The sequence below is a fragment of the Salmonella sp. K21076 genome, from assembly GCF_039650795.1.
In the GTDB taxonomy this organism is placed as follows: domain Bacteria; phylum Pseudomonadota; class Gammaproteobacteria; order Enterobacterales; family Enterobacteriaceae; genus Salmonella; species Salmonella enterica.
The window spans coordinates 1-584 of record NZ_JBCLYA010000033.1 but is presented as its reverse complement, the minus strand read 5'-3'; the positions used below and the strand labels follow the sequence as shown (position 1 = coordinate 584).

The following is a 584-nucleotide window of genomic DNA, read 5'->3' as shown; positions in this document are numbered from 1 at the left end:
ACAACCCGAAGATGTTTCTTTCGATTCATCATCGTGTTGCGAAAATTTGAGAGACTCACGAACAACTTTCGTTGTTCTGTGTTTCAATTTTCAGCTTGATCCAGATTTTTAAAGAGCAAAACTTCGCAGTGAACCCTTTCAGGTACACTCTGAAGTATTTTTTCGTAAACACTCACGAGATGGTGGAGCTATGCGGGATCGAACCGCAGACCTCCTGCGTGCAAAGCAGGCGCTCTCCCAGCTGAGCTATAGCCCCATCGTGTAGTCAGAACCTCTTTACCGATAATTTTTCCTGAGACAAGGCGTGGAATAACGAAGCATACATCAGTATGTGAGTTATTTCACAACGCAGTATTCAGGGAAAATCTGGTAGGCCTGAGTGGACTTGAACCACCGACCTCACCCTTATCAGGGGTGCGCTCTAACCACCTGAGCTACAAGCCTGTAGAGGTTTTACTGCTCGTTTTTCATCAGACAATCTGTGTGAGCACTGCAAAGTACGCTTCTTTAAGGTAAGGAGGTGATCCAACCGCAGGTTCCCCTACGGTTACCTTGTTACGACTTCACCCCAGTCATGAATCACA

2 tRNA genes and 1 rRNA gene are annotated in these 584 nt (G+C 46.2%); all 3 read right to left on the bottom strand.

The window, feature by feature from the left end:
• Positions 1–180: 180 nt before the first annotated feature.
• Positions 181–256 (bottom strand) — tRNA-Ala (locus AAYN39_RS10630).
• Between the two features lie 111 nt (positions 257–367).
• Positions 368–444, bottom strand: a tRNA-Ile gene (locus AAYN39_RS10625).
• Between the two features lie 69 nt (positions 445–513).
• Positions 514–584, bottom strand: a 16S ribosomal RNA gene (locus AAYN39_RS10620); the annotation flags it as partial.